Source organism: Salmonella sp. SAL4457, from assembly GCF_046548235.1.
Classification (GTDB): Bacteria; Pseudomonadota; Gammaproteobacteria; order Enterobacterales; family Enterobacteriaceae; genus Salmonella; species Salmonella enterica.
Map to the genome: position 1 here is coordinate 1 of NZ_JBGDZO010000013.1, position 19,596 is coordinate 19,596.

General features: G+C 51.0%; 17 protein-coding genes. 1 reads left to right on the forward strand and 16 read right to left on the reverse strand.

Annotated features, from left to right (window positions below; genetic code table 11):
• Window positions 1-753: 753 nt before the first annotated feature.
• The 3 genes from ACLJNW_RS22445 to ACLJNW_RS22455 form a co-directional block, all read right to left on the reverse strand.
• Window positions 754-975 carry a membrane protein gene (locus tag ACLJNW_RS22445; protein WP_000825645.1) on the reverse strand — a complete coding sequence of 74 codons (222 nt, stop codon included), beginning with the start codon at window positions 973-975 and terminating at the stop codon, window positions 754-756.
• Between the two features lie 236 nt (window positions 976-1,211).
• Window positions 1,212-4,325 carry an efflux RND transporter permease subunit gene (locus tag ACLJNW_RS22450; RefSeq protein ID WP_001273283.1) on the reverse strand — a complete coding sequence of 1,038 codons (3,114 nt, stop codon included), beginning with the start codon at window positions 4,323-4,325 and terminating at the stop codon, window positions 1,212-1,214.
• An 11-nt stretch (window positions 4,326-4,336) separates the two neighbouring features.
• Window positions 4,337-5,494: an efflux RND transporter periplasmic adaptor subunit gene (locus ACLJNW_RS22455; protein WP_000160383.1), complete on the reverse strand. Its 1,158-nt coding sequence runs from the start codon at window positions 5,492-5,494 to the stop codon at window positions 4,337-4,339.
• Between the two features lie 413 nt (window positions 5,495-5,907).
• Here ACLJNW_RS22455 and envR point away from each other — a divergent pair, with 413 nt between their 5' ends.
• The gene (gene envR, locus ACLJNW_RS22460) at window positions 5,908-6,570 is read left to right on the forward strand and encodes an acrEF/envCD operon transcriptional regulator (RefSeq protein WP_023203934.1); all 663 of its coding nucleotides are present in this window, start codon (window positions 5,908-5,910) and stop codon (window positions 6,568-6,570) included.
• A gap of 2 nt (window positions 6,571-6,572) precedes the next feature.
• Here envR and ACLJNW_RS22465 read toward each other — a convergent pair whose 3' ends face one another.
• The 13 genes from ACLJNW_RS22465 to ACLJNW_RS22525 all read right to left on the reverse strand — a co-directional run bounded on the left by ACLJNW_RS22465 (window position 6,573) and on the right by ACLJNW_RS22525 (window position 19,593).
• A complete protein-coding gene (locus tag ACLJNW_RS22465) occupies window positions 6,573-8,672 on the reverse strand; it encodes a putative bifunctional diguanylate cyclase/phosphodiesterase (RefSeq protein ID WP_024154856.1) in 2,100 nt (699 codons plus the stop codon).
• A gap of 150 nt (window positions 8,673-8,822) precedes the next feature.
• Window positions 8,823-8,987 (reverse strand): DUF2556 family protein, encoded by a 165-nt coding sequence (locus ACLJNW_RS22470; RefSeq protein WP_000620015.1) that lies wholly within the window; start codon window positions 8,985-8,987, stop codon window positions 8,823-8,825.
• Window positions 8,988-9,069: 82 nt separating this feature from the next.
• The gene (gene yhdJ, locus ACLJNW_RS22475; RefSeq protein WP_000642611.1) at window positions 9,070-9,954 is read right to left on the reverse strand and encodes an adenine-specific DNA-methyltransferase; all 885 of its coding nucleotides are present in this window, start codon (window positions 9,952-9,954) and stop codon (window positions 9,070-9,072) included.
• A gap of 85 nt (window positions 9,955-10,039) precedes the next feature.
• The gene (gene fis, locus ACLJNW_RS22480) at window positions 10,040-10,336 is read right to left on the reverse strand and encodes a DNA-binding transcriptional regulator Fis (protein WP_000462905.1); all 297 of its coding nucleotides are present in this window, start codon (window positions 10,334-10,336) and stop codon (window positions 10,040-10,042) included.
• 25 nt (window positions 10,337-10,361) lie between these two features.
• Window positions 10,362-11,327 (reverse strand): tRNA dihydrouridine synthase DusB, encoded by a 966-nt coding sequence (dusB, locus tag ACLJNW_RS22485; protein WP_001219664.1) that lies wholly within the window; start codon window positions 11,325-11,327, stop codon window positions 10,362-10,364.
• Window positions 11,328-11,988: 661 nt separating this feature from the next.
• Window positions 11,989-12,870 carry a 50S ribosomal protein L11 methyltransferase gene (gene prmA, locus ACLJNW_RS22490; protein ID WP_001145849.1) on the reverse strand — a complete coding sequence of 294 codons (882 nt, stop codon included), beginning with the start codon at window positions 12,868-12,870 and terminating at the stop codon, window positions 11,989-11,991.
• Window positions 12,871-12,881: 11 nt separating this feature from the next.
• Window positions 12,882-14,333: a sodium/pantothenate symporter gene (gene panF, locus ACLJNW_RS22495; protein WP_001175741.1), complete on the reverse strand. Its 1,452-nt coding sequence runs from the start codon at window positions 14,331-14,333 to the stop codon at window positions 12,882-12,884.
• Window positions 14,323-14,565: a YhdT family protein gene (locus ACLJNW_RS22500; RefSeq protein ID WP_000340018.1), complete on the reverse strand. Its 243-nt coding sequence runs from the start codon at window positions 14,563-14,565 to the stop codon at window positions 14,323-14,325. Before ACLJNW_RS22500 ends, panF begins: the two co-directional genes overlap by 11 nt.
• 108 nt (window positions 14,566-14,673) lie before the next feature.
• Window positions 14,674-16,023 (reverse strand): acetyl-CoA carboxylase biotin carboxylase subunit, encoded by a 1,350-nt coding sequence (accC, locus tag ACLJNW_RS22505; RefSeq protein WP_000884627.1) that lies wholly within the window; start codon window positions 16,021-16,023, stop codon window positions 14,674-14,676.
• Between the two features lie 10 nt (window positions 16,024-16,033).
• A complete protein-coding gene (gene accB / locus ACLJNW_RS22510; RefSeq protein WP_000354626.1) occupies window positions 16,034-16,504 on the reverse strand; it encodes an acetyl-CoA carboxylase biotin carboxyl carrier protein in 471 nt (156 codons plus the stop codon).
• Window positions 16,505-16,896: 392 nt separating this feature from the next.
• Complete coding sequence (msrQ, locus tag ACLJNW_RS22515; RefSeq protein WP_023204194.1) at window positions 16,897-17,496, reverse strand: protein-methionine-sulfoxide reductase heme-binding subunit MsrQ; 600 nt, start codon at window positions 17,494-17,496, stop codon at window positions 16,897-16,899.
• Window positions 17,497-18,501, reverse strand: a complete 1,005-nt coding sequence (gene msrP, locus ACLJNW_RS22520) for a protein-methionine-sulfoxide reductase catalytic subunit MsrP (RefSeq protein WP_000723876.1) — start codon at window positions 18,499-18,501, stop codon at window positions 17,497-17,499.
• Window positions 18,502-18,618: 117 nt separating this feature from the next.
• Window positions 18,619-19,593, reverse strand: coding sequence for an MDR family oxidoreductase (locus ACLJNW_RS22525; protein WP_001148240.1), 975 nt, complete (start codon window positions 19,591-19,593; stop codon window positions 18,619-18,621).
• Between the last annotated feature and the right edge of the window lie 3 nt (window positions 19,594-19,596).

Below are 19,596 nucleotides of genomic sequence, written 5' to 3' on the forward strand. Positions count from 1 at the left end.
TGCCGAACTCAGAAGTGAAACGCCGTAGCGCCGATGGTAGTGTGGGGTCTCCCCATGCGAGAGTAGGGAACTGCCAGACATCAAATAAAACAAAAGGCTCAGTCGAAAGACTGGGCCTTTTGTTTTGTCGGTGGGCACTCTCCTGAGGAGGACAAATCCGCCGGGAGCGGATTTGAACGTTGCGCAGCAACGGCCCGTAGGGTGGCGGGCAGGACGCCCGCCATAAACTGCCAGACATCAAATAAAGCAAAGGGCCCAATCGAAAGATTGGGCCTTTTTGCGTTTATCTTATCCGCCTGAACCATCGAATGTGAACCGTGCTGAAGTAGATGTACAAACGGCTTTTACTTACGCCTCTAATAAGCAATAGAGATATTCGCTGAGGACTAAAAATCTGGCCCATTAGGCTATTTTATTTGCCAGTTTGGCCCAGGGACAGTGCTCAAAATCCTCATGTATTACGTGTATGTTCCGGTTTATATCCAGACTGTCTGTAATAATTACGCCTAATGATCACGCTCTAAGTCTTACTGTATAAAGCCTGTTTGTAATGCGGCTTACGATGCTATCAAGCTATAATTTTGTCTGCATCGGACAAGGAATAGAATAAATACTATTGGGATGGGCGAGTAAGAAAAGAGAGCGTTTTATCGTGTTAACTTTCGGGGGACAGGCTGAACAGATTACGTCGCTGAGTATCCTTACGACCTTTATATTATTACTGAAAGCGCGGCATTGCCGCGCCTGCATGTATCATTTAGAAAGCGCAATGATACCCATCGTCAACCCTGCTACCGCCGCAGCGCCGCCAGCAATAGCGCCTGCTGTCTCCCAGTTATCCTGCGTAGTACCTTTCATACATGTATTGGTATGAACCAGCCGCCCTTGATCGTCATAAACCGGTACGCAGGGAGAATCATGTGCACAACCTGCCAATAAGGTGGTAAGCAATGCAACTGGAATTAGTCTTTTCATGGTGTTACCTCATTAATCAGCGTTTCGCAAAGTACAGCAACGTAAATGCTGGCTCTAACCGCTGCGAAAACGAGAGTTATTTTACCACCACAGAAAAAATGGCCGACATGAGGAATCATCTCAATTCATGTGAATTGTAAAAACTATGGAGAATGCAGAGGTAAGCGGAGAGGGGGAATAGCGGAGATAAAGACGTACCGTTTAAAAAGGCGTCCGAAGACGCCTCTGTTTACCGGTTAATCATGATGGCGATTAAATCGGCGTTTTACAACAACGAAGAATACTGGCACGAAGAAGATAGCTAATAAGGTTGCGGTTAACATTCCCCCCATAACCCCTGTGCCTACTGCGTTCTGTGCACCACTACCTGCGCCACGACTGATAACTAACGGCATTACCCCGAGAATAAAGGCCAGCGAGGTCATTAGAATAGGACGTAAACGCATACGGGATGCTTCCAGCGTCGCTTCAATCAATCCACGTCCTTCTTTTTCCATGAGATCTTTGGCGAACTCAACAATCAGGATGGCGTTTTTAGCAGAAAGGCCAATAGTGGTTAACAAGCCAACCTGGAAGTAAACGTCATTGTTCAGACCGCGCAATGACGCTGCAAGCAGAGCGCCAACCACGCCGAGCGGTACGACCAGCATTACCGAGAACGGAATTGACCAGCTTTCATACAGAGCGGCAAGGCAGAGGAAAACGACAATGAGTGAGATTGCGTACAGCGCCGGCGCCTGGTTACCTGACAACCGTTCCTGATACGACATACCTGTCCAGTCATAGCCAATACCGTTTGGCAGCTGTGAAGCCAGGTTTTCCATTAACGACATGGCTTCACCGGTACTTCGTCCGGGCGCTGCTTCACCGAGCAGTTCCATTGACGGCATCCCGTTATAGCGTTCCAGGCGTGGCGAACCATAAATCCACCGTGCTGAGCTAAAGGTAGAGAAGGGCACCATCTCGCCATTGGCGCTGCGTACATAAAGATTGTTGATATCTCCCGGCAGCATACGGAACTGAGCGTCAGCCTGAACGTATACTTTTTTCACTCGTCCGCGATCGATAAAGTCGTTAACGTAATAGCCGCCCAACGCCGCGGAGATGGTTTCGTTGATATCAGACAGCGAAACACCGAGCGCCTGCGCTTTTTCTTGATCGACATCCAGCTTGAACTGTGGCGTGTCTTCCAGCCCGTTCGGGCGTACGCGCACTAATAGATCAGGATGCTTCGCGACCATACCCAGGAGTTGATTACGCGCTTTTGTTAACGCATCGTGACCGAGTCCTCCCTGATCAATCAGTTCAAAGTCGAAACCTGTCGCGGTACCTAACTCGACAATTGCCGGCATGTTGAAGGGGAACACCAACCCGTCGCGAATCTGGCTGAAGGCGCGTGTCGCTCTGGCGATAACGGCTTCGACGCTATTTTCTTCACCGTTACGCTCTTCCCAGGGTTTAAGGCTGACAAATGCCATCCCTGAGTTTTGTCCCTGACCGCTAAAGCTAAAGCCGTTTACGGTAAACACGCTTTCGACGTTCGCTTTTTCATTATTCAGGTAGTAATGAGTGACTTGATCCAGCACTTTCTGCGTACGTTCTTGCGTAGCGCCAGAGGGGAGCTGAATCATGGTCAGGAATACCCCCTGATCTTCTTCCGGCAGGAAGGAGGTCGGGAGGCGTAAAAACAGAACCGCCATTCCGACTACAATAAGTAGATAGATAATGAGATAGCGACCCGTATTACGCACGATGCCGCTTACGCTGTTAGTATAGTGGTTAACGCTGTGGTCAAACCTGGTATTGAACCAGCCAAAGAAGCCGCTTTTTTTCTCGTGATGTTCAGCAGATACGGGTTTAAGCAGCGTAGCGCACAGTGCTGGCGTCAGAATCAACGCAACCAGAACGGATAGCGCCATTGCTGAAACAATAGTAATAGAGAACTGGCGATAAATTGCCCCGGTCGAGCCGCCAAAAAAGGCCATCGGGATAAATACCGCAGACAGTACCATCGCGATACCAACCAGCGCTCCCTGAATCTGCGACATGGATTTTTCCGTCGCCTCTCGGGGAGAAAGGTTATCCTCCATCATTACACGTTCAACGTTTTCTACGACCACTATCGCATCGTCAACCAACAGCCCTATCGCCAGTACCATACCAAACATCGTCAGGGTATTGATGGAATAGCCAAAGGCGGCGAGTACCGCAAAAGTGCCTAGCAACACGACAGGAACAGCGATGGTAGGAATCAGGGTTGCCCGGATATTCTGTAAGAACAGATACATTACCAGGAACACCAGAATAATCGCTTCAAACAGCGTTTTTACCACTTCGTGGATAGATATTTTTACGAAGGGCGTTGTGTCATAAGGATAAACCACCTTCATTCCCTGAGGGAAGAAAGGCTGCAGTTCCGCCAGTTTCGCTTTGATTGCGGTTGCGGTATCCAGCGCGTTAGCGCCGGTCGCCAGTTTAATACCGAGACCGGAGGCCGGTTTACCGTTAATGCGCGCTACAACGTTATAGTTTTCACCGCCAAGCTCAATACGCGCGACATCTTTGAGATGAACGACAGAGCCGTCGGTATTGACGCGCAACGTAACTTTGCCGAACTCTTCCGGATCTTTCAGACGCGTTTGGGCGATGATTGAGGCGTTAAGCTGCTGGCCCGGTAATGCTGGCGTGCCGCCCAGTTGGCCTGCCGCAATCTGGTCGTTCTGTACTTTTAACTGGTTGATGACGTCAACTGGCGTGAGCTGGTATTTATTTAGCAGATTCGCATCCAGCCAGATACGCATGGCGTACTGTGCGCCAAATAGCTGAACGTCGCCCACACCATTCAGACGGCTGATAGAATCCTTAATGTTAGAGGCGACATAGTCAGAGATGTCGTCCTGGGTAGTGTTCGGATTATCTGAAACGAACCCGGCGACCATCAAAAAGCTGCTGCTGGACTTTTCAACGCTAATCCCCTGCTGCTGGACTTCTTGCGGCAGTAAAGGCGTGGCGAGCTGCAATTTATTTTGCACCTGAACCTGCGCGATATCCGGATCGGTTCCGGACTGGAAGGTCAGGGTGATGGTCACGCTACCAGCAGAGTCGCTGGTAGAGGACATATACATCAGGTTATCGATACCGTTCATATTTTGTTCGATAACCTGAGTAACCGTATCCTGTACCGTCTGCGCATCCGCGCCAGGATAGGTTGCAGAAATAGAAACCGCTGGCGGCGCAATGGTTGGATACTGCGCAACGGGAAGTTGCATTATTGCCAGTGCGCCAGCCATCATCAGGATAATGGCCAGAACCCAGGCGAAAATAGGACGTCTAATAAAAAAGTTTGCCATGTACGGTTACCTTATTGCGCCGTTTTCGCTGCAGGAGCATCGGTAGTGGCTTTCACCTGGACGCCCGGTCGCGCTTTTTGTAAGCCGCTGACGATGACCTTATCGCCTGGTTTTAACCCTTCGCTGATGAGCCATTTATCGCCAATAGCCTGCGCCGCCACGACATTGCGGGCTTCGACCTGGCTTTTATCGTTAACCACCATCACCATTGCGTCGCCGCGCGGCGTGCGGGTTACGCCCTGCTGGGGGACAAGGATGGCATTGGGCTGGACGCCTTCATCAATGCGGGCGCGAACAAACATACCGGGAAGCAGACTGTGTTGCGGGTTAGGGAACACCGCCCTGAGCGTGATAGAGCCGGTGCTTTCATCTACGGTAACGTCGGAAAATTGCAGCGTGCCTTTAATCGGGTAGACCTGACCATTTTCCATTACCAGTTGAACCGTGCTACTGGCGCTGTCTTTATGCAGGTTACCTTGTTCGACGGATTGCTTGAGTCGCATAAAGTCGTTGCTTGATTGCGTCACGTCGACATAAATCGGGTCGAGTTGTTGCACGGTAGCCAGTTCAGTTGACTGACCATTAGTCACCAGCGCGCCTTCAGTCACATTAGATTTTCCTATACGCCCGCTGATGGGTGAGGTGACTTTGGTATACGCAAGGTTAATACGCGCGCTTTCAACAGCGGCTTTTGCCGCCACAACGGCGGCATCGGCCTGGCGGGCGTCGGCAATCGCCTGATCATATTCCTGTTGGCTGATATATTTTGTGCCGACCAGTGGAACATAGCGTTTGACCGTCAGGTGCGCGATAGCCGCAGCCGCTTCGCTTTTAGCAAGTTCGCCTTTAGCGCTGTCATAATCAGCCTGATAAGTGGCAGGATCGATCTGATAGAGCGACTGCCCGGCCTCTACATCGCTACCTTCGGTGAAGTTTCTTTTAAGCACGATCCCGCTCACCTGGGGGCGAACCTCCGCAATGCGAAATGCGGACGTACGTCCGGGAAGTTCGGTCGTTACGGCTAGCGGCGCTGTTTCGACCACATGGACGGTGACTTGCGGCTCGCCGGCATGAGCCTGGGTATCTCCCTGGTCATTACAACCGGCCAGCAGCGCAGCAGAGAATATGATGAATGAGGGCAGGAGTGAAAACCTGGCATGTTTCGTCATTACTGTTCCTTAAAAAACCGAAAGCTCGTTATTCACCGGATAACGGTAAGGCGTTAACGCGCGAAAAATAGAATAGCAGTGGGGTATCCTACAAATTATTAGCTTGTGATGTAAGCAATACTTATTTTGGGATGGGGTTCACGGCACATAAAAGCAAAAAAAAAGAACTATTCCCTGTCGTTTCATAATGTCCCGATTAGTAAAATCATGATGTTGAATAACATAAATAGAAATATATATTTTATATGAATGTGTTTTATTAATTTATTTGTTTTTATTATTGATTTGGCGATATTGTGCGAAATAAAAATAGCTGTCTCTCGTCTGACTAAAAAGGACATGATAAAGTTGTTTTTTGTGCTGAGTATTTTATCAGCGTATTTATCGTTTTTATGGTCCAGGATATCTTAATTATGGCGAAGAAAACGAAGGCGGATGCGCTTAAAACGCGGCAACATTTGATTGAAACCGCTATTGCGCAGTTCGCTTTGCGCGGCGTTGCCAACACGACGTTGAATGATATCGCTGATGCCGCTGATGTCACGCGGGGCGCCATCTACTGGCACTTTGAGAATAAAACGCAGTTGTTTAATGAGGTTTGGTTACAGCAACCACCTTTACGCGAACTTATTCAGGATAGGCTTACGGGATGCTGGAATGATAATCCCTTACAGGATCTACGAGAGAAATTTATTGCAGCCTTACAATATATTGCGGCAGTGCCTCGTCAGCAGGCATTAATGCAGATTTTATATCATAAATGTGAATTCAATAATGGTATGATATCGGAACAGGCCATTCGGGAGAAGATGGGTTTCCATCATCAGTCGCTGCTTGAAGTATTACAGCGATGTATGGATAAAAAACTGATCTCAGGCAGTCTTGATCTGGATGTCATATTAATTATTCTGCATGGTAGTTTTAGCGGAATAGTAAAAAACTGGTTAATGAATCCCACAAGTTATGATCTTTATAAGCAGGCGCCTGCATTAGTCGATAATGTATTAAAAATGCTAAGCCCGGATGGCAGTGTGAGGCAATTAATGCCAAATGAACAACAGGCGGAAGAAGCCTGAGATTATTTTGAGTTGATATTATATATTGACCTTGTGAATATATTGGCAGAGTCCCGAATATCGCGAGCAATTTCCTCTGCCGTACGCGGCTTGCCAAGCAGGAACCCCTGAAGCGTATGGCATCCTAACTGGGTCAAAAATTGTTGCTGCGTTTCATTTTCTACCCCTTCTGCCACAATTTGCAGATTTAACGCTTTCGCCAGCGCGACAATAGCCGCAACAATGGTCGCGCCGTCGCCTGCCTCGCTGAGTTCATGTACGAAAGCGCGATCAATTTTTAGTTCGCACGCCGGAAGACGTTTCAGATAGAGAAGGCTGGAATAACCGGTGCCAAAGTCGTCAATAGAGGCCTTAACCCCCATTTCCGTTAATCTGGTGAGTATAGCGACGCTTTGCTCTGGCTTGTTCATCGCCGTGGTTTCGGTGATTTCCAGAATCAATAAATCGGGACGGATACTGTGTCGGGCCAGGCTCCGCGTAATGGTGTCCACAAGCCCGGGCTGCTCAAACTGTAAGGCGGACAGATTTACCGCCACTGACCATAAGGCGTATCCCTGTAAGTGCCACTCGCGGAGCTGTCGACACGCCTCGTCTATCACCCAGCTACCGATAGTGACGATAAGACCCGTTTTTTCCGCCAGCGGTAAAAACTGGTCAGGATTCAGTACGCCTTGTTTTGGATGATACCAGCGCAACAGGGCCTCAAATCCTACAATGGGGCCGGCAGGGGCCTGAAATTTAGGCTGGTACACCAGCCTGAGCTCTTGTCTTTCCAGCGCCAGCCACAGGTCATTCATTAGCTGAAGTTGGGTTTGCGCCAGCATATTCATTGATGGCTGAAAGAAATGGTATCCGTTACGCCCCGTATGTTTCGTGTGGTACATTGCGGCATCGGCGTTGAACATCAGTTCCCGTTCGTTTTTTCCGTCCAGCGGATAGAGCGCTATTCCCACGCTAAGGGTGACGACCAGTTCATACGGATCTATCGTAAAGGGCGCATCTATCGAATGTACCAGCGCGCTGGCAAGGGAAGCCGCTTCGTCAGGCGCGCTGACTTCTGCAAGCAGCACAAATTCGTCGCCGCCAATCCGCGCCAGGGTAAACTGACCGCTCAGCGGTTGGTTCAGACGATGCGTGACCGCTACCAGTAGCTTATCGCCGATATCATGACCATAAGCGTCATTAACGGCTTTAAAGCCATCCAGATCCATAAACAGTAGCGCGAAAGACGTGCTTTCCCGATTCGCTTTGCTGATGGCCTGTTCCAGACGATCCTCAAGGAGTACCCGGTTTGGTAAACGGGTGAGCGTATCATGCAGCGCCAACTGCGCCAGTTCCTGGTTCGCCTGCGCCAGCGAAGAGGCAAGTAGTGCGGTACGGGCCTGAAGCCGGGCGTCAAATAAAGAAACCAGCAGAGTAATACCCAGGATAGTCAGCGCGACCACGCTGACAAGAACAGCCAGCCAGTTGCTATCGATGCCACGATGCTCCATCGGCCAGTTTTGGGGAAAGTGTGCGGCCTTCATGCCGGCGTAATGCATGCCGGCGATAGCTATCCCCATTAATACCGCGGCGCCTGCTCGCCTCAGGGCGACATCTGTTCCCTCATGACGCAGGCGGAACGTGAGCCACAGCGCGCCGCAGGACGCCAGTAGCGCGATAATGATAGAGAGGGCAACCCACGCGCTATTCCAGACGATAATGGAAGCAAATTGCAGCGCCGCCATCCCGGTATAATGCATTGCGCTGATGCCCAGTCCCATCACCAGCGCGCCCGGCAGTAAACGGCGCAGGCGCAGTTTTTCAGCGCTAACCAGCCATAGCGCAAACAGGGAGGAGCCGATCGCGATCAGCATGGAGAGGCCGGTGAGGAACGGATCGAAGCGCATGTTCATCGCGTGATCCATCGCCAGCATCCCGACAAAATGCATCGCCCAAATACCGACGCCCAGCGCGAAGCCGCCGCCCATTAGCCATATTCTGGCGTTTGATCGGGCGCTTCCGGCTACGCGTCCGGCCATATTTAATGCGGTATAGGACGCAAAAATAGCGACAGCAAATGAAACCGCCACAAGGATGTGGTTGTACTCACTAACCGGCATGTATCATTAGCTCATTGGTTATGCAGGAAAAGAACAGGACGAGACAGTATCACCCCTTCTTTTATCCTCAACGTGTTTTAATTCCCTGTTTTTATAAGGGATAAAAGAAATCCGGGTGATAAATAATCATAGGTTAAATCGCCCGATTCGCTACTCCAGATCGGTACAATTGATCAATTTAAGAGGGTTAACCGAATCCATGTTTCGGCACTTATCCTGTTCAGTCGCCATCAATTCGATCCATTGCATCAAAAGCGCATCAAAAAGAAAAACGGAGACGGCAAAAACAACCAGCCACCAATACTTACGTATCATCGTCAAATCCTGTGTATTCATGCCCATGCGTGCTGGGAATATACATGAAATTTTGACGCTGAAAAGCGGACTTACAATGCTTTTACTTCTCTGAAGATAGCGCGTTTATCCCGACATTTCGCTGCTTTTTGGACAGGTTTTGTGTTTTTCTCTTTTTGACTTTTGCAAGTTCATTTTCTGAATAATGCGAAGTGACGCTCAATCTTCTGAGCCCCATTTTTACGTACTCATTATTGAGTTCAATACCGATAAACTTACGACCTGACGCCGCTGCGACAGCGCCTGTGGTGAAACTGCCCGCGAAAGGGTCCAATACGGTATCGCTCGGGTTAGAAGAGGCCAGTATGATCCGTTTTAACAGCGCGCTGGGCTTTTGCGTAGGATGGTTTTCATATTCATCCATCAGATAACGTACGCGAGGAAATGACCAGACGTTGCCCGGCACTTTTTTCTGATTGTATGGTTGGGGCGGGTTTTTTCGATAATCGATTAGCGCGCGCTTAGCGCCCGTGGTGGTTTCGACCAGAATCGCATCACGGTTAAAGGTATAGCTTTTCGGGTTTTTTACCATCATCAGGATCGGTTCATACATAGAACCAAAGTATTTTTTCGCCTGCACCCCGGAACTATCATAGGACCAGACGATACGGCTTTTGATGGTAAAAAGCGTTCGGCATTTGAGATCGATATACGGCATATTTTCTGTGCTATTCATGATGTACATGGTGCCGTGTTTCTTCAGTACGCGGTGGCACTCATCAATGCATTCATACAGCCAGGCCAGAAAAGACGCTTCGTCCCAGGATTCCACCATACCGTCGAAATCTTTTCCGATATTGTAAGGCGGATCGGCAAAAATTAAGTCAATGCTTTCAGAAGGCAGTTTTTTAAGTTCTGTTAGCGCGTCACCGTGAATAATCTTCTTCGATTCATCGCCAAAGTACTGAGGTTCACATTCCGCTTTCATGACCAAATTCCATGTGATGCGTATAAAAAAGGCGCTTCCCCATGCCGAGTAGCGCCTTTTTAAACAAGCAGTTAGCTAATCGAAATTAGTTCATGCCGTATTTTTTTAATTTTTTACGCAGCGTACCACGGTTGATGCCCATCATCAGAGCAGCACGGGTCTGGTTACCACGGGTGTATTGCATCACCATGTCCAACAGGGGCTGTTCTACTTCAGCCAGTACCAGCTCATACAGGTCATTAACGTCCTGACCATTCAGTTGAGCAAAATAGTTCTTCAGTGCCTGTTTAACCGAGTCACGCAGGGGTTTTTGGGTTACCTGATCCTGAGAGTTAACGGTAGAAACGGTCAGTACGTCAGAATTTACGCGTTGTTCGAACATAGTTCTGTCAGCTCTTTATTTCTGTTTACGCAAAATTTTCGAAGTATGCCTCCAACGCCTCCAGCTGTTCGCTGGCGTCCTCAATAGCGTTGAATGTGCGCCGAAACTGGTCGTCTGGAGCGTGCTCCTGGAGATACCAGGAGACGTGTTTACGCGCGATTCGGTACCCTTTTGCCTGACCGTAAAAGTCATGCAGTTCCCGAACATGCGTGCAAAGCAAGCGCTTTACCTCTGCCAGCGGCAGCGGCGGAAGCAGCTCCCCAGTGTCCAGATAATGCTGGATTTCCCGAAAGATCCAGGGTCTTCCCTGAGCTGCGCGGCCTATCATCAGGGCATCCGCCCCTGTATAGTCGAGAACAGCTCTGGCTTTATGCGGGTTAGTAATGTCGCCATTCGCGATAATCGGAATGGAAACTTTCTGCTTAACTGCCCGAATACTGTCGTATTCAGCTTCTCCGTTGAACAAACAGGCGCGGGTGCGGCCATGGATGGTCAGAGCCTGAATACCACAATCTTCAGCCAGTTGGGCAATCTCTACGCAGTTACGGTGTTCCGGCGCCCAGCCGGTGCGAATCTTGAGAGTCACAGGAACGTCCACTGCGTTTACGACCCCGATGAGTATAGACTTCACTAAATCCGGGTACTGCAAGAGGGCTGAACCTGCCAGCTTACGATTCACTTTCTTCGCCGGGCACCCCATATTGATATCAATAATCTGGGCGCCGCTTTCCACGTTAATACGTGCGGCATCGGCCATCTCAACAGGGTCGCTACCGGCAATTTGCACCGTGCGAATACCTGGCTCATCAACGTGCACCATCCGTAAACGAGATTTATCGCTTTCCCACACTTGCGGGTTAGAAGACATCATCTCGGATACTGTCAATCCTGCTCCCATCTCATAGCACAGCGTCCGGAAAGGTCTGTCAGTAATGCCAGCCATGGGCGCTGCGATCAGGCGATTTCTGAGCTGATATTGTCCGATGCGCATGAGTTAAGAAATGACCATACTGTGACTGCAAGGCGGCGTATATTACGCATTTTTTGCACGAGATGAAAGGCCAAACTTTGAACAATCCACTGTTGTAGATCAATGAATCGTGCTTAAAAACAGCAAAATAAATTTATAATTCAGTAAAATCATAGGGTTATTTATTGTCGGCGGTTTTGTACGCGCTTACAAATTCCCGTAACTTCTCTCTATTTCTTCGTCCAGAAACAAGATAAGCGGAATAATCTGCTTTTTTTATAAGCTAATTACCCCAAATGAATGGGATCGCAGTCTCGTTTCAGGACAAGATCACTTCCCGCTGCGCGTGATTTTTCTCCATTGCCAGTCGGAAGGGGGCGCACAGATGCGCTTTTGTGTTCATGAACGGCACGCATAAATTTTTCCAGCTGCGTTGAAGAGAGGGTTAGCGGATGCTGCAGAACAACCCGGACAGCATTTACTAAGCACGAGGGCGATGGTTGCGGGCCATTGAAGCGCCAGTACGTTTGTCCGCTGGTAGCAGCTGTTTATCCGGACGGATAGTGACAAAGAAGTCATTTCAGGCATTCATTTGATGAATTTAATGATGTCTCGGTGACAGAAAGGCGTTAAGGCAAGTTGTGTGGAGAAAAGCGTGGCCGGGCGACCACGCTGACAAGAATTATTTCTTACGGCCAGTAATGCGGCACCACTCTTCTTTTTCGACGACCGGGTCGAGAGTAAAAAGCTCGGCGTAAGCATCACAGACGCTTTCCGCCTGGCTGGCGAGAATACCTGAAAGCCCCAGCAGACCGCCCTCAACGGGCAGTACGCTGATTAACGGGGCCAGTTCGCGTAATGGGCCTGCCAGGATGTTAGCGACGACCACGTCGGCTTTCATGGCTTCTGGCTGGTCTTTCGGCAGGTACAGCTCCAGCCGGTCAGACACGCCGTTGCGTTCGGCATTATCGCGACTGGCCTGAATAGCTTGCGGATCGATATCAATACCAATCGCCTTTGCCGCTCCCAGCTTCAGCGCGGCAATCGCCAGAATGCCTGAACCGCAGCCAAAGTCGATCACGGTTTTGCCGTTGAGATCGAGCCCGTCCAGCCATTGCAGACATAAAGAGGTGGTGGGGTGCGTACCCGTACCGAACGCCAGTCCCGGGTCGAGCATCACGTTGACGGCATTCTCGTCCGGAATGTCACGCCAGCTGGGACAAATCCACAGACGCTCGCCAAAACGCATTGGATGGAAATTATCCATCCATTCGCGTTCCCAGTCTTTATCTTCCAGTTGTTCGATTTTATGGGCAAATCCGGCACCCAGCAGCGGATGTTGCTCCAGAATCGCGACAACGTCTTTCATGTCGGTTTCGGCGTCGAACAGACCGATCACATCGGTATCGCCCCACAGACGGGTTTCGCCCGGCAACGGCTCAAAAACCGGCGTATCGTGCGTATCCTGAAAGGTAATGGAAACGGCGCCCGCTTCCATCAGCGCATCACTCAGCTCTTCAGCATTCGCGCCGGTGGTATTCAGTTTCAATTGGATCCATGGCATGGCAAAACTCTTTATTTATCAGTAGACAATACGGTGGCTTGCGAAGCGGAAGAGCCGAATCGGTTTCCGATCAGAAAAGCCAATAAACTTAACAGTAACGCGGGCACAATCGGATGAAAGCCCAGGTACTGAATATTAAATGTGGCAAGCAGGGCATATAGCACGCCGCCCACGATCATGGCGCTTAATGCGCCTGCCGCGTTTGCCCGCTCCCAGTAAAGGCCCAGTACCAGCGGCCATAAGAACACCGCTTCCAGGCCGCCAAACGCCAGCAGGTTGAGCCAAATGATCATCTCTGGCGGTTTCCACGCGGCCAGCAGCAACAGCGCGCCTAGCAGTAATGTAATCGCTGCCGACATACGCTTCAGCCGGATCTCATTTTGCATCTGATCGGGGCGCAGGTTGAGATAGAGATCTTTAATGATCGTCGCGGAACTTTGCAGCAGTTGGGCGTTAATTGTTGACATGATCGCCGCCATTGGCGCAGCGAGGAAGATCCCGGCGGCAAACGGCGGCAAAACTTTCACCATTAGCGTTGGGATCACCAGATCCGGCACCGTCAGATCCGGAAGCACCGCGCGACCCAGCGCGCCGGCAAGGTGCATCCCGAACATTAAAATCGCCACGACAATCGTACCGATAATAATGCCCCGGTGTACCGCTTTACTGTCTTTATAGGAGATGCAGCGCACCGCCGTATGCGGCAGGCCAATCACACCAAAACAGACCAGTACCCAAAAAGAGGTCATAAAGGCGGGAGAAAGTATGTCATCGGCGCCCTGCGGCGTTACCAGTTTGGGGTCGAGAGCGTGCAGCGTGTCAACGGCCTGACTTAGACCGCCCGCCGCATGGATCACGCCCACCAGCAGCACTATCGTGCCGACCAGCATCACCAGGCCCTGTAGCGTATCGTTAAGTACGCTGGCGCGAAAGCCGCCAAACGCCGTATAGAGTGCGATACTGACGCCAAATATCAGCAGGCCGGTTTCGTAGGGAATTCCCGCCGCAGTTTCCAGCAGTCGCGCGCCGCCGATAAATTGTACGGTCATTGCGCCAATAAACGCGACCAATAAACTCAGGCTTGCCAACCACACCAGCAGGCGGCTTTGGTAACGCGCGAATAGCATATCGTTAAGCGTGACGGCATTATAGCGACGCGCCAGGATAGCGAATTTTTTACCCAGAATACCCAGTGAAAGCCAGACGGCGGGAAGCTGGATCATCGCCAGCAAGACCCAGCCCAGACCGTATTTATAAGCCGCGCCGGGACCGCCGATAAATGAACTGGCGCTAATATAGGTGGCGGTAAGCGTCATCGCGAGCACGATCCCGCCCATCGAACGGCTGCCAAGAAAATATTCGTTTAAAAAAGTGCCGGCGGTACGCTTGCGCATAGCGTAAATCGAGACCCCGAAGACCACGACCAGATAGGCTACCAGCGGTAGAATGACCTCAAGCTGCATCGTCATCCTCCAGCGAAATATCGCGATAAATGAATTTCACCATCGCCCAGCACAGCAAAATAAAGACCAGCGGCGTCAATAAGCAGGCCATCTCGAACCAGTGCGGCAGACCGGTAATTCCCGGCGAGTCTCCAGGTAAGTAAGCAGCCACTAACCATGCCGCCAGATAGCAAAGGGTCAGCCACAGCGCCCAGCGCGCCTCTTTATGGGCCTGAACAAAACGAGCGTCCATTTTTTGTCCCTTATGGGTGAAGAAAGCGGGAATTGTACATGATGGGGCATCGCTATCCCCAGAAATAAAAAAGGCCGGATTCACCGGCCTTTTGAGATTAACGTGCGATTACTTTTCCTGAAGACCGAGTTTTTTCTCCAGATAGTGGATGTTGGTTCCACCGTGCTGGAAGTGCTCGTCATTCATGATGCGGGTCTGCAGATCGATATTGGTTTTGATACCATCGATAATCAGTTCCTGCAGGGCATTTTTCATACGGGCAATCGCCACGTCGCGGTTTTCACCGTAGCAGATGAGTTTGCCGATCATGGAATCATAGTACGGCGGCACCGTGTAGCCCGCGTAGATATGAGATTCCCAGCGAACGCCAAAGCCGCCAGGCGCATGGAAGCGCGTGATTTTGCCTGGGCTTGGCAGGAAGGTGTTCGGATCTTCGGCATTGATACGGCATTCTACCGCATGGCCTCGAACGACAACTTCGTCCTGTGTGATCGACAGCGGCTGACCCGCCGCGATGCGCAACTGCTCTTTGATCAAATCGACGCCGGTAATCATTTCAGTCACCGGGTGTTCAACCTGAATACGGGTGTTCATTTCGATGAAATAGAACTCGCCGTTTTCGAACAGGAATTCGAACGTCCCTGCGCCGCGATAGCCGATGTCTACGCACGCTTTCGCGCAGCGTTCGCCGATATAGCGACGCAGTTCCGGCGTAATGCCTGGCGCCGGGGCTTCTTCAACCACTTTCTGGTGGCGACGCTGCATGGAACAGTCGCGTTCCGCCAGATAGATAGCGTTGCCCTGGCCGTCCGCCAGCACCTGAATTTCGATGTGGCGTGGATTTTCCAGGTATTTTTCCATGTATACCATGTCGTTGCTGAAAGCCGCTTTCGCTTCCGCTTTGGTCATGGAGATGGACTGCGCCAGTTCAGCATCGCTACGAACCACGCGCATACCGCGGCCGCCGCCGCCGCCGGACGCTTTGATGATCACCGGATAGCCAATACGTTTGGCATGAGCGCGGTTCGCATTCATATCGTCGCCCAGCGGGCCGTCAGATCCTGGTACGGTCGGCACGCCCGCTTTTTTCATCGCGGTAATCGCGGACACTTTATCGCCCATCAGGCGGATGGTGTCCGCTTTCGGGCCGATAAAGATAAAGCCGGAGCGTTCAACCTGCTCGGCAAAATTGGCGTTCTCAGAAAGGAAGCCGTAACCCGGGTGGATTGCCACCGCGCCGGTGATTTCAGCGGCGCTAATGATAGCCGGGATGTTCAGATAACTTTTTACGGACGGTGCCGGGCCAATACAGACCGTCTCATCCGCCAGCAATACGTGTTTTAAATCGCGATCCGCGCTTGAGTGCACAGCGACGGTCTTGATGCCGAGTTCTTTACAGGCTCGAAGAATACGTAGTGCGATCTCGCCGCGGTTGGCGATGACAATTTTATCCAACATGTTCGCCTCGTTACTCGATGACGACCAGTGGCTCGTCAAATTCTACCGGTTGACCACTTTCGACCAGAATCGCTTTCACAGTACCTGCTTTGTCAGCTTCGATCTGGTTCATCATTTTCATGGCTTCAACGATGCACAGGGTATCGCCCACGTTCACTTTCTGGCCCACTTCGATGAACGCTTTCGCGTCCGGGCTTGGGGTGCGGTAGAAAGTACCAACCATTGGGGAGCGTACGATGTGACCACTGATTTCCGCTGCGGCAGGCGCTTCCATTGCTGGAGTAGCCGCTGGCGCGACAGCGTTAGACAGAGCGGGTTGCTGCATCATCGGCGCCGCATAAGCCTGCTGCATCACCGGAAAACCGGCGTTTGCCGTTGTGCGGCTGATGCGAACAGATTCTTCGCCTTCAGAAATTTCCAGTTCGGAGATACCTGATTCTTCAACCAGCTCGATCAGTTTTTTAATCTTACGAATATCCATGAGTGGGTTCCGTACTCTTTGTTTAGTGTGATTGTGACAGGCGTTTTAGCGCCGTCTGTAAAGCATGTGAATGACTGCCGCGGGTAAAATACCGCGCATCTTTGATTTGCCTGTTATGCCGTAGCACCCGAAGGTGAAATTCATGATTTGCCAGTCATTGTGTGGCTATCTTCTGCCATTTTCGGGCAAAAAACAAAATATACCTTCATTGCTCGATTGTCACCCTTTCTGCGAACGAAAATCGCCGTTGGGCAATGTAAAGTCGCACATTATAACTATTTCGTCGCAATTGGCAGCTAAATACTGGTCTTATCAGGGAAGATAATCAACCCGAAACATAAAAAGGACATTACCTGTTTTGCGTTTTGCAATCGACCGCACAGTTCACCAAACTAGCGCCACCACTGGCGAAACTTCCGGTAACGCAACGCTAAAAGGGCTAACGCTAATGCCGCGTAGATGACCGGTTGCGGTGATAAAATCTTTACCGACCACAGGTAATGTATGGGAGCCAGGATCGCGATAAGATAGACGACGTTATGCAATGTTTGCCAGCGTTTGCCCAATTTACGCTGCGCAAATTGCGTTGAGGTCAACGTCAGCGCCAATAACACCAGCCAGCTAATGATCCCAAGCGTCAAATAAGGGCGTGAAATCAACTCGCTTCCTAACAACGCCAGGTTATGTATCCCCAGTTCCAGTAAGGCATAGCTGGTTAAATGCAGTGTCGCCCAAACGAAACACCATAACCCCAACAGGCGGCGTGTGCGTATCAATAATGGCTGTTTAGCGTAGCGCGCCAGCGGTGAAACCAGCAAGGTGGCGAGCAAAAATTTGAGCGCGGTTCTGCCGGTAAAGTGTTGGATATCCTTTACCGGGTCTGCGCTGAGTCCACCGTGATTTATCGCCCAAAAGAGCCACAGAAGCGGCAAAAAACCGGCAAGATGCAGACAAACTTTTAGCCAGGTTATCTGTTTTACTGTCAGACGCACTTAAAAATTCTCCCGCAAATTGAGACCGCGATACAGCGAAGCGACTTCATTGGCGTAGCCGTTAAACAGCAGCGTCGGCTGCCTTTGCACATCAAGGATACCGCCTGAACCAATAAAGCGTTCGGTAGCCTGAGACCAGCGTGGATGATCCACATGCGGGTTCACATTGGCGTAAAAACCATATTCGTTGGGAGCCGACAAATTCCAGGTGGTTGGCGGACGTTCGCGGGTGAGTTTAATGCTGACAATAGATTTAATACCTTTAAAACCATACTTCCATGGAACGATGAGTCGAATGGGCGCGCCGTTTTGCGGGGGTAACGCCTTACCATAGACGCCAACGGTCATCAGAGTCAGCGGATGCATGGCTTCATCCAGACGTAGCCCTTCGACATAAGGGTATTTCAGTCCGCCGCCAATAAAGCGATCTTTCTGTCCTGGCATATCATCCGGCGCGTATAGCGTTTCGAATGCCACATATTTAGCGTGGCTGGTGGGCTGTGCCTGCGCGAGTAGCTTATATAAAGGGAAACCAATCCACGGCACGACCATGGACCACGCTTCGACGCAGCGCATTCGATAGATACGCTCTTCTAATGGGAAACGATGTGTTAAATCGTCGTAATCCAGCGTAAATGGCTTCGCGACTTCCCCGCTGATTTTCAACGTCCACGGTTCGGTTTTCAGACTTCCGGCATTGGCCGCCGGGTCGGCTTTATCAAGGCCAAACTCATAGAAATTGTTGTAGCCCGTCACCTTATCTTCCGGCGTTAACGCTAAATCGCTTCGCCAGGCGGCAGGCTGACTAAACTCAAGCGGTTTACCGGCAGGCGCTTTCGGACGATCGTTGCCTTTAAACCAACTGAAGAGATCGGCCTGCGCCGTTGAGGGTAAGGATAAGGCGGCCGCGCTGATGCCTAATGCTTTTAGCACCTGTCGGCGCTGCATAAAAAAAGCCGATTCCGCAGTCACATCGGCTTCTGTTAATGGACGTATCTTTTTCATCACAGACTCCCGGTCTACCCACCACAACACAACATAGCGTGTAGTGAATATGACAGGGAGTGTGTCAATGTGTAAAAATAAATAGTTAATTAAGTGTAAATTTTTTTATACGTGACGTTATTTTATCTTCACCAGCGTACGGCCCTGAACCTGATTATTGATGATGGCATCGGCGAACTTCGGCGCATCCGCCAGCGTAATCTCTGTGGCGGCCTGAGCATAGAACGATTCCGGCAGATCCTTAACCAAACGCGCCCAGGCTTCTGCGCGACGTGCCGGTGGGGTCATCACCGAGTCCACCCCTTGCAAACGCACATTACGCAGAATGAATGGCATAACGGTGGTCGGCAGCGCGAAGCCGCCCGCCAGGCCGCAGGCGGCCACGCAACCGCCATAGTTCATCTGTGCCAGGACTTTCGCCAGCACTTTATCGCCAACGGTATCAATTGCACCGGCCCACAGCTGTTTTTCCAACGGGCGAGATTCAGCAAACTCATCGCGGCTGAGAATACGGTTAGCTCCCAGGCTCTTAAGATAGCCGTGGGTGCTTTCACGTCCTGATACTGCTGCAACCTGATAGCCCAGCTTATGCAGTAATGCAACGGCAGTGCTGCCCACGCCGCCGCTGGCGCCGGTGACGACAATCTCACCGTCTTGCGGGCGAATACCTGCATCTTCAAGCGCCATGACGCACAGCATGGCGGTAAAACCGGCGGTGCCGATGATCATGGCGTTACGGCTGCTCAGTCCCGCAGGTAGCGCGACCAGCCAGTCGCCTTTAACGCGTGCGCGTTCGGCCAGGCCGCCCCAGTGGTTTTCGCCCACGCCCCAGCCAGTCAGTAGTACTTCCTGGCCTGCATGAAAGCGAGGATCTTCGCTTGCGTGAACGGTGCCGGCGAAATCAATACCAGGAATCATCGGAAAATGACGGATAATTTTCCCTTTTCCGGTGATAGCCAGAGCATCTTTATAATTCAGGCTGGACCAGTGGACATCCACCGTCACATCACCTGCCGGCAGTTGACTCTCTTCGAGATGTTGCACGGATGCGAGGGTTTTACCGTCCTGCTGTTCTAAGATCAACGCCTGCATAAC